Annotated in this window: 6 protein-coding genes; 1 reads left to right on the top strand and 5 read right to left on the bottom strand. The window is 36.0% G+C overall.

What is annotated here, in order from left to right:
• Positions 1-95: 95 nt before the first annotated feature.
• Positions 96-980, top strand: a complete 885-nt coding sequence (locus tag Q0A18_RS03495) for a PepSY-like domain-containing protein (protein WP_292008786.1) — start codon at positions 96-98, stop codon at positions 978-980.
• A gap of 73 nt (positions 981-1,053) precedes the next feature.
• Here the strand turns inward: Q0A18_RS03495 and Q0A18_RS03490 are convergent, their stop codons facing one another.
• The 5 genes from Q0A18_RS03490 to purB are packed head-to-tail and all read right to left on the bottom strand — an operon-like array spanning position 1,054 to position 8,249.
• Positions 1,054-1,683, bottom strand: a complete 630-nt coding sequence (locus tag Q0A18_RS03490; protein ID WP_292008785.1) for a GDSL-type esterase/lipase family protein — start codon at positions 1,681-1,683, stop codon at positions 1,054-1,056.
• Between the two features lie 2 nt (positions 1,684-1,685).
• The gene (locus Q0A18_RS03485; RefSeq protein ID WP_292008784.1) at positions 1,686-2,102 is read right to left on the bottom strand and encodes a ribonuclease inhibitor; all 417 of its coding nucleotides are present in this window, start codon (positions 2,100-2,102) and stop codon (positions 1,686-1,688) included.
• Positions 2,083-5,781, bottom strand: a complete 3,699-nt coding sequence (locus tag Q0A18_RS03480; protein ID WP_292008783.1) for a phosphoribosylformylglycinamidine synthase — start codon at positions 5,779-5,781, stop codon at positions 2,083-2,085. Before Q0A18_RS03480 ends, Q0A18_RS03485 begins: the two co-directional genes overlap by 20 nt.
• Before the next feature lie 27 nt (positions 5,782-5,808).
• Positions 5,809-6,777, bottom strand: a complete 969-nt coding sequence (locus Q0A18_RS03475) for a WG repeat-containing protein (RefSeq protein WP_292008782.1) — start codon at positions 6,775-6,777, stop codon at positions 5,809-5,811.
• Between the two features lie 44 nt (positions 6,778-6,821).
• Positions 6,822-8,249: an adenylosuccinate lyase gene (gene purB, locus Q0A18_RS03470; protein WP_292008781.1), complete on the bottom strand. Its 1,428-nt coding sequence runs from the start codon at positions 8,247-8,249 to the stop codon at positions 6,822-6,824.
• Positions 8,250-8,493 lie beyond the last annotated feature (244 nt).

The raw sequence follows: 8,493 nt of genomic DNA, 5'->3' as shown, positions 1-8,493 counted from the left end.
GAGAAATATTTATTTATTCCTAATTCTTTCCCAAATATGATTCTACTTTTGTTATATCAAGAAAAGATTATAACATAATTCAAAATCATAAAACAATGAAAAAACTTTTTTTTATTATAGGACTTGTTTCAGCAACTTCTTTAGGCTTTGTCTCATGCAGTGACGATAATAAGGATGATTATCAAGGGCAGAGCACCTCTATTACAGCTGGTGATTTACCTACAACAGCCAAGAATTTTATTTCTACTTATTTTAGTGGATCTTCGGTTCAATCTGCAAGCCAGTATTCTTCTCCGAATGTCCGTAATTCAGTATATAAGGCTTTATTAAACAATAATTTCGAAATAGATTTTGATAAGAACGGAAACTGGACAGAGATTGAAAGCAAAACAAAACAGGCTATCCCTGACAGCTTTTTAACTCAGGAAGTTCCTGCTATTGCAGACTATATTAAAGTCAATTATCCAAATAACTGGATCGTAGAAATTGACAAAGAAAACTATGGATATTCTGTAGAATTAAACAGTGGGCTGGAACTTATATTCAACCAGTCTCAACAGTTTGTAGGAATTGATGTAGACAATGATAAAGACAATGAAGAAGTGATTAATTATGCTGATCTTCCTCAGGCTGCCAAAAATTTTGTAGGACAAAATTTCACTAATGCAGAATATGTAATGGTGAAAAAGGAAACAGAATACAATCAGGTTTCTTATGAAGTATACTTGTCTACAGGATATAAAATCGAATTTAATGCTGCCGGAGAATGGAAAGAAATTGAAAGTAAAACGAGTAGTGCCCTTCCTTCTTCGGTAGTTCCTTCTGCTATCTCAACTTATGTTTCAACTAATTATACTGGGTATTCCATCACCTCTATAGAAAAGGAAAATTATGGATATGCCGTAGAGATTACCAAAGGTAACAATGATATTGATTTAAAATTCAGTTCTACAGGAAACTTTTTGGGAATAGACGATTAAAAAAGACCTTAGTTTCATACATGATTTGTGTATATTATCTAGAGGGGCTGTAAATTTATTACAGTTCCTTTTGTTATAGATATTTATCAATTACGCTCCTAGTTGTTTCCGCCATAATTCCATATCCTTTTTCATTAGGATGGACGCCATCTTTAGAAAGCAAAGCTTCTTTATCTTTAAAAAAAACAGAATAAAAATCAATATAAGTTAACTGGTTTTCAGTTGCTATCTCCTGAAGTATCTGATTGTACTTTAGAACTTCGGAATTATACCTTAGTTTTCCGGAAGCGACAACCACTCCATCTATTTTTTCTGAAAAAGGTAAAATACCAACGAGGTAAATAGCCTTAGAAAATTGTTTGGCCTGTTTAATGGCATACTCCAAATTAGTTTTAAATTTTTCAGGGGCAACCATATAATTCCCATCTTTTATCGCTAAGTCATTAGCCCCATATCCTATAAAAACGATATTCCCCTGCGGAGAATTTCTGGCTGTCATTTCCGCATGGATCCTTTTAACCAATCCGTCCGATGTTTCTCCTCCTATTCCGAGATTAAAAAGAATCAATTCATTGCTACTTCCTTCATTAAACTTCTGAAGAGCGTATCTTTTCAGAATATCCACCCAACCGCCAAAGACACCATCATATTCACCATAGGTTATACTGTCTCCAAAGAACAGCCCATAAATTATTTTTTTCATATTTACTCTAAGATTAATGTAATATTGTTTTCGTGACACTGTATAATTTCAATCAGAATATCAAAAAGTGTCTGCCCACTTCCTACTAACAACTCCTCCAGTTTCTTATAAATTAATTCCACATTAAAAGGTTTTCCCTGTATGATCTTACTTTCATAAAACATACGGGTTGCTTCGACTCCGAGATCCTGCTGTGATTTGAGGGAATTTTTCCAAATGATCTGAACTTCTTCTTTATTATCAAAGACACCATATCCTCCGTAAAGAATATCATTAAAACCATCCAGTGTTCCTACCTTCCAATCCGTATCTTTCATAAATACTTTTGAAACCTCCTCGTAGAATCCGGGAAGATCAAAAAAATGATCGCCATTAATGACGATCACTTTATGTTGATTATTATTTGAAATATTCGACACCGTTTTTAAATATATTATGATAATTAGCGGTTGGAATGTTCTTCATCAATCCTTCTGCAAAACGTTCCGGATGTCCCATTCTTCCGAATATTTTACCACATGGACTGGTAATTCCTTCTATTCCGAATAATGAGTTATTAGGATTAAATGGCATTCCATGTGCAATATTTCCTTCAAAGTCGATGTACTGTGTCGCCACCTGACCGTTTTGATACAATTTCTTTATTTCTTCTTCTGAAGCCATAAAACGCCCTTCACCATGGGAAATAGGAATAGTAAATACCTGATCTTTCATTCCTTTTAGCCAAGGGCTTTCATCATTAACTACTTTTACATTCACCATCTGGGAAATATGTCTTCTGATCGCATTATGAGCTAGTGTAGGAGAACTTTCATCAAGATCTTTAATTTCCCCGTAAGGTAATAATCCTGATTTGATCAATGCCTGGAAACCGTTACAGATTCCCACGATCATTCCGTCTCTTTCCAATAACTGATGAACCGCATTTTTCATTTTTTCATTCTTCAGAACATTCACAATGAATTTAGCGGAACCATCCGGCTCATCTCCTGCGGAAAACCCGCCTGAAAATGCAAGGATCTGAGATTGACCGATCTCTTTTACCCATGCATCAATGCTTTCGTCCAGTAACTGGTGATTGATATTGATCAATGGTAAGCTGCTTACTTCTGCCCCTTCTTTGTGGAACGCATTTAAAGTTTCATATTCGCAGTTGGTACCAGGGAAAACAGGTGCAAACACTTTAGGCTTTGCAATGCCATGTTTTTTAATGATGATATTTCTTGGATTAACGGAATTTAAAGCTCCGTCCATCTCAATTATTATTTTTTCTTTTTCTACGGTTGGGAAAAGCTTTTCGAATGTTCCTGTATTAGCTTCCAATAATTTTTCGATTGCAAATTCTGAATTATTGATTTTTAACGTCTGAGAATCTTTAACCTCCCCGATAAGCTGAAGAGCATCTGTATTGAGCTCTGCATTAGATTCAATTACTAAACTTCCGATATTTTTTGACAAAAGGATATTTTCATCAGCTATATTGACTTCAGCTCCCAGTCTGTTTCCAAAGCTCATTTTTGCCAATGCTACAGCAACTCCTCCTTCTTTTATTGTTTTTACAGATACAATCTTTCCTGCTTTTATATTTTCAAAGATAAAGCTGAAGATATTCTTTAAGCTTTCATAGTTGGGAAGTCCGTTTTCCTGAGCGGTATGATTGTAGAAATATAGTTTATTTCCTGACTGCTTAAATTCAGGAGAGATGATATTTTTCTTCTCACCATTAGCACAGGCAAAAGAAATCAGCGTAGGCGGCACGTTCAAATCCTGATAGGTTCCGCTCATAGAGTCTTTTCCTCCGATAGCTGCTAAACCAAGATTGATCTGCGCATCATAAGCCCCTAAAAGAGATGCCAATGGTTTCCCCCATTTTTCAGGATTCTGTCCTAGTTTTTCAAAATATTCCTGAAAGCTTAATCTGATATTTTTATAATCACCTCCCATAGCGGCTATTTTAGCCACACTTTCCACTACGGCATAGGAAGCCCCTAATAATGAGTTCTGTTTTGAGATCTCCGCATCAAACCCCCAACTTGCCAAAGAAACTGTTTCTATATCTTTAGCACCAAGCACCGGTAAGGTTTGAACGCTTCCTTCCATTAAAGTCTGCTGGTATTTTCCTCCTACCGGCATCGCTACCGTAGTTGCTCCTACAGAAGCATCGAACATTTCCAGCAATCCTTTTTGGGAAGCCACATTCTTATCGGAAAGAATATTTAAAAACTCTTGTTCTGTAAATTCTCTATGATCTGATTTCACTTCTTCAAGGTGAGTAATTTTCACCTCCTGACTTTTGGAGCATCCATTGGTATCCAAGAATTCTCTTGAAAGGTCTACAATCTTATCTCCTTTCCAGAACATCTGCATTCTTCCTGAATCGGTAACTTTCGCTACTTCTACGGCAACAATATTTTCAGCCTGGCAGTATTTTATGAACTGATCTTTGTCTTTAGGATCTACTACTACCGCCATTCTTTCCTGAGATTCTGAAATAGCAAGTTCAGTTCCGTTTAATCCTTCATATTTTAATGGAAGAACATCAAGGTTCACTTCTAAAGAGTCTGCTATTTCCCCGATAGCAACGGAAACACCTCCTGCCCCGAAGTCATTGGATTTTTTAATCAGCTTGGTAACTTTTTCATTTCTGAAAAGTCTCTGGATTTTACGTTCTTCTACGGCATTTCCTTTCTGTACTTCAGTAGACATGGTATGAATACTGTTTTCATCCTGTTCTTTTGAACTTCCGGTTGCTCCTCCTACTCCATCTCTTCCGGTTGCTCCTCCTAAGATAATTACTGAATCTCCTGCTGCCGGCTTTTCACGTCTTACCCAATCTACAGGGACAGCTCCGGTAACGAAACCAACTTCCATTCTTTTGGCTTTATAACCTTCATCATAGATTTCGGAAACCATAGTGGTTGCCAAACCGATCTGGTTCCCATAGGATGAATATCCGTTGGCAGCCTGCTTCGTAATGGTTTTCTGAGGAAGTTTTCCCGGTAATGTTCTATCAACCGGTTCCAATACATCCGCAGCTCCCGTTAATCTCATCGCCTGAAATACGAAAGATCTTCCGGATAACGGGTCTCTGATCGCTCCTCCTAAGCATGTGGAAGCTCCACCAAAAGGTTCAATTTCCGTAGGGTGATTGTGGGTTTCATTTTTAAACAACAGATACCAGGGTTCTTTTTTACCATCGTATTCTGCTTCTATCTGAATGGTACAGGCATTAATTTCATCTGAAACAACAAGATTTTCCAGATTACCTGTTTTATGGAAATATCTTCCGCAAACCGTTGCTAAGTCCATTAGGGAAATAGGCTTCAATTCGCGTCCTAAGAATTTTCTTTTCTCAATATAATCATTGAAAATAGTTTCCAATGTATGCTTAAACTGACCTTCAAACTGAATATCTGACAGTTCTGTTTCAAAAGTCGTATGGCGACAGTGGTCACTCCAATAAGTATCTAAAACCTTTAATTCTGTTTCTGTAGGGTTTCTATGTTCTGTTTTGAAATATTCCTGAATGAACTTCAAATCATCTAATCCAAAAGCAAATCCCTGCTTGTTATAAAAACTTTCAAGTTCAGCATCCGTATACTGAATAAACTGATCATGAACCAATACTTTAGAGGGTATTTCATCAGCCGGAATATCTAATATAGTAAGGTCTTTTTCCTGAGATTCCACTTTATTGATCAAAAGATCTTTAATTTTGGTAAGATCAGTCTCTGTAGCTCCTTCTACTTCAATCAGTCTTCCACTTCTTACTTTGGATTTTTCATTTTCCGTTAATAAGGCGATACACTGCTGAGCAGAGTCTGCACGCTGATCATACTGTCCCGGCAGAAACTCCATGGCAAAATGAGTGGCCTGAGCAGGGTTTTCTTTATGTAAAATATCGGTAACAGGGTCTACGAATGTACTGTTTACCACTTTTTCGAATTCTCCCTCATTCAATCCGAAAATATCGTACACATTGTACACTTTTACGTTTTGAACCGATGGAGCCACCGCTTTCACTTCATCAAAAATCTTTGGACTTTCTACGTCGAAAATTCCTCTTTTTTCTACGAAAATTCTTTTGTTATTAGACATCAGATGCCAGATATTATATTATTATACTTATTTTATTTCTAATTTATTCGGATGATCAGGATGTTCTTCCTGATATTTCAACATGATCCTTATGTCTTCTTTCAACCACTTATTAAAGGGTTCTTTTTCTTCATCATAGTTCATTTTATAGATCTTTTTCCTATCTTCTGAAACTAAGAAACCTAATTCATTGTCCAAATTTCTTTTTTCCCAATTATAGGTATTGATTCTATAATAAGGAAAGTTTTCCTTTGGTCTTTCAATAATCTCAAAAAACAGCTTTTTTTCTTTTTCTAAAAAAACATCTACAAAAGGTAAGGCATGGAGATCAAAGAGTAATGGCTCATATTTTTCAAAAAACTGAAGAATCTCCTTTTCTTTTTGATTGTATTGAAATACATACGGATAGTATTTCCCATCGACTTCAACATCTTTTTCAGAAGGATTAGATACAGGCTGAGCTATTTCTCCCTTATAATTCATCACTCCCCAGATTCCTCCAGCCATCCTTGAATGTTCATCATCTATTTTTTCCCAGTCACAGCCATTACAAAATGCTGCATATCCATAATTAAAGGAAGAAACAAAGTCGTGTTTTGCTTCAATGACTATTTTACCATTCTGATCAGCAAAACCAACTTTTCCATTTTTAACAAACCTTCTTACTCCTTCAACAAAATAATCAGCTCCATTATCATATATAAAAGGCTGGTACAGAAAATTGCCTTTTCTGTCATACATATAGCCGGAAGCATTTTTTTCATCTGCTTCATTAATTTTTCTGCCCTCAATATAGATGATATTTTCTTTTATCTTTTCTCCATTTTTAAGAGAAGTAGAAGAATATATTCTAAATTCTGCCGGAATAATAATTTCTCCTTTTTGATTTTTCACACCAACTAAAGAGTCTTCCGATATAAAATATCTTAGAACCTCTTTCTTTTGAGAGAAGAAAAAAATGGGTATCAGGAAAAGAAGGAAAAACAGCTTTTTCATACCGGTTAAAATAAAATATGCAGCCCAAAAAGACTGCATATGATTTATACTTTAAGATCAGCCTCCAACCCTATCAGTTCTTTGTTCTTATCCAGAATCGGCTGGACTTCGTTTTTCACGAATTCTTCCGTCTGAACCGGAGCAAATCCGATAAAGTTTTTAGGATCCAATACTTCTTTTAATTTCGATTTATCTAATTTCAGAGAGTTGTCATTTAAGATTCTTTCGATCAGATCATTTTCTTTTCCTTCTTCCTTCACTTTTTTGGAAGCTTCCATAGAATGAACTCTGATCACTTCGTGAATTTCCTGACGGTCACCTCCCGCTTTTACTTCTTCCATGATAATGTATTCCGTAGCCATAAAAGGAAGCTCATCTTCAATATGCTTATTGATTCTGTTCGGGTACACTACGATTCCGTTCATGATATTATTCCAGATCAAAAGAATAGCATCCACTGCTAAAAATGCCTGAGGAATCGTTAATCTCTTGTTTGCAGAATCATCCAGTGTTCTTTCAAACCACTGAGTAGAAGCCACCATTGCAGAACTTGTAGTCAGAGACATTACATATTTTGCCAATGCTCCGATTCTTTCGCTTCTCATCGGATTACGTTTGTAAGCCATCGCTGAGGAACCGATCTGGTTTTTCTCAAATGGCTCTTCAATTTCCTTAAGGTTTTGAAGTAAACGTAAATCGTTAGTGAATTTATGTGCTGATTGAGCTATATTACCTAATAAAGCTACCACTTTAGCATCAATTTTTCTGTCATAAGTCTGCCCGGAAACTCCAAAAACCTTCTCAAATCCAAATCTTTTTGAAAGTTCCTTATCCAGATGTTTTACCTTGGAATAGTCTCCATTGAAAAGCTCAAGAAAACTTGCGGCTGTACCTGTCGTCCCTTTTACTCCTCTGAAACGTAATGTTTCCAGGAAGAAGTCAAGCTCTTCAATATCAAGAACCAGACTCTGTAACCAAAGAGTCGCTCTTTTTCCTACAGTTGTTAACTGAGCCGGTTGGAAATGAGTAAATCCTAATGTCGGAAGGTCTTTATACTGAATAGCAAAATCCGAAAGGTTTTTGATCACATTGACCAATTTTTTCTTCAGGATTAAAAGTCCGTCACGGATCTGGATTAAGTCTGTGTTATCACCTACAAAAGCCGAAGTCGCTCCCAAATGTATAATTCCTTTTGCTGAAGGCGCCACATCTCCATAGGTATGAACATGAGCCATCACATCATGACGGAATTTTTTCTCGTATTCTGCTGCTTTGTCAAAATCAATATTTTCAGCATTGTCTTTCAACTCTTTAATCTGCTCGTCTGTAATGTCAAGACCCAGGTCTTTTTCTATTTCAGCAAGGGCAATCCAAAGCTTTCTCCAGGTACGGAATTTATTATTATGTGAGAAGTTAAATAACATTTCTTCACTGGAATAGCGCTCTTCCAATGGATTTTTGTAGGAATTCATTCTTTTCTTTTACTTTTAGATATGCAAAAATACAGTTTTTCAGTGAGAGATGAAAGGGGGATTTTGTTTTTTAAGGAGATGGGAAATGGATTGTTTGTTTTTGTTTTTTTATCTTGTAGCTTTTGAGGATTGTGCCCATTTCTCAGTTGAAAAATGAATGAAGATTTTTGGGGTTTATTTACGATTCACAATAAAATATTTATAATAAAGGAACACTAATATATTTGATAGTATTTGAGAAAGG

It is taken from the genome of Chryseobacterium sp., assembly GCF_022712095.1.
Lineage (GTDB): Bacteria > Bacteroidota > Bacteroidia > Flavobacteriales > Weeksellaceae > Chryseobacterium.
This window is presented reverse-complemented; position numbering and strand designations above follow the sequence as displayed.

What these genes read in the sequence shown, in the direction of transcription:
- Q0A18_RS03495 (WP_292008786.1), top strand. Translation starts at nt 96, where the DNA reads ATGAAAAAACTTTTTTTTATTATAGGACTTGTTTCAGCAACTTCTTTA.
- Q0A18_RS03490 (WP_292008785.1), bottom strand. Translation starts at nt 1,683, where the DNA reads ATGAAAAAAATAATTTATGGGCTGTTCTTTGGAGACAGTATAACCTAT.
- Q0A18_RS03480 (WP_292008783.1), bottom strand. Translation starts at nt 5,781, where the DNA reads ATGTCTAATAACAAAAGAATTTTCGTAGAAAAAAGAGGAATTTTCGAC.
- Q0A18_RS03475 (WP_292008782.1), bottom strand. Translation starts at nt 6,777, where the DNA reads ATGAAAAAGCTGTTTTTCCTTCTTTTCCTGATACCCATTTTTTTCTTC.
- purB (WP_292008781.1), bottom strand. Translation starts at nt 8,249, where the DNA reads ATGAATTCCTACAAAAATCCATTGGAAGAGCGCTATTCCAGTGAAGAA.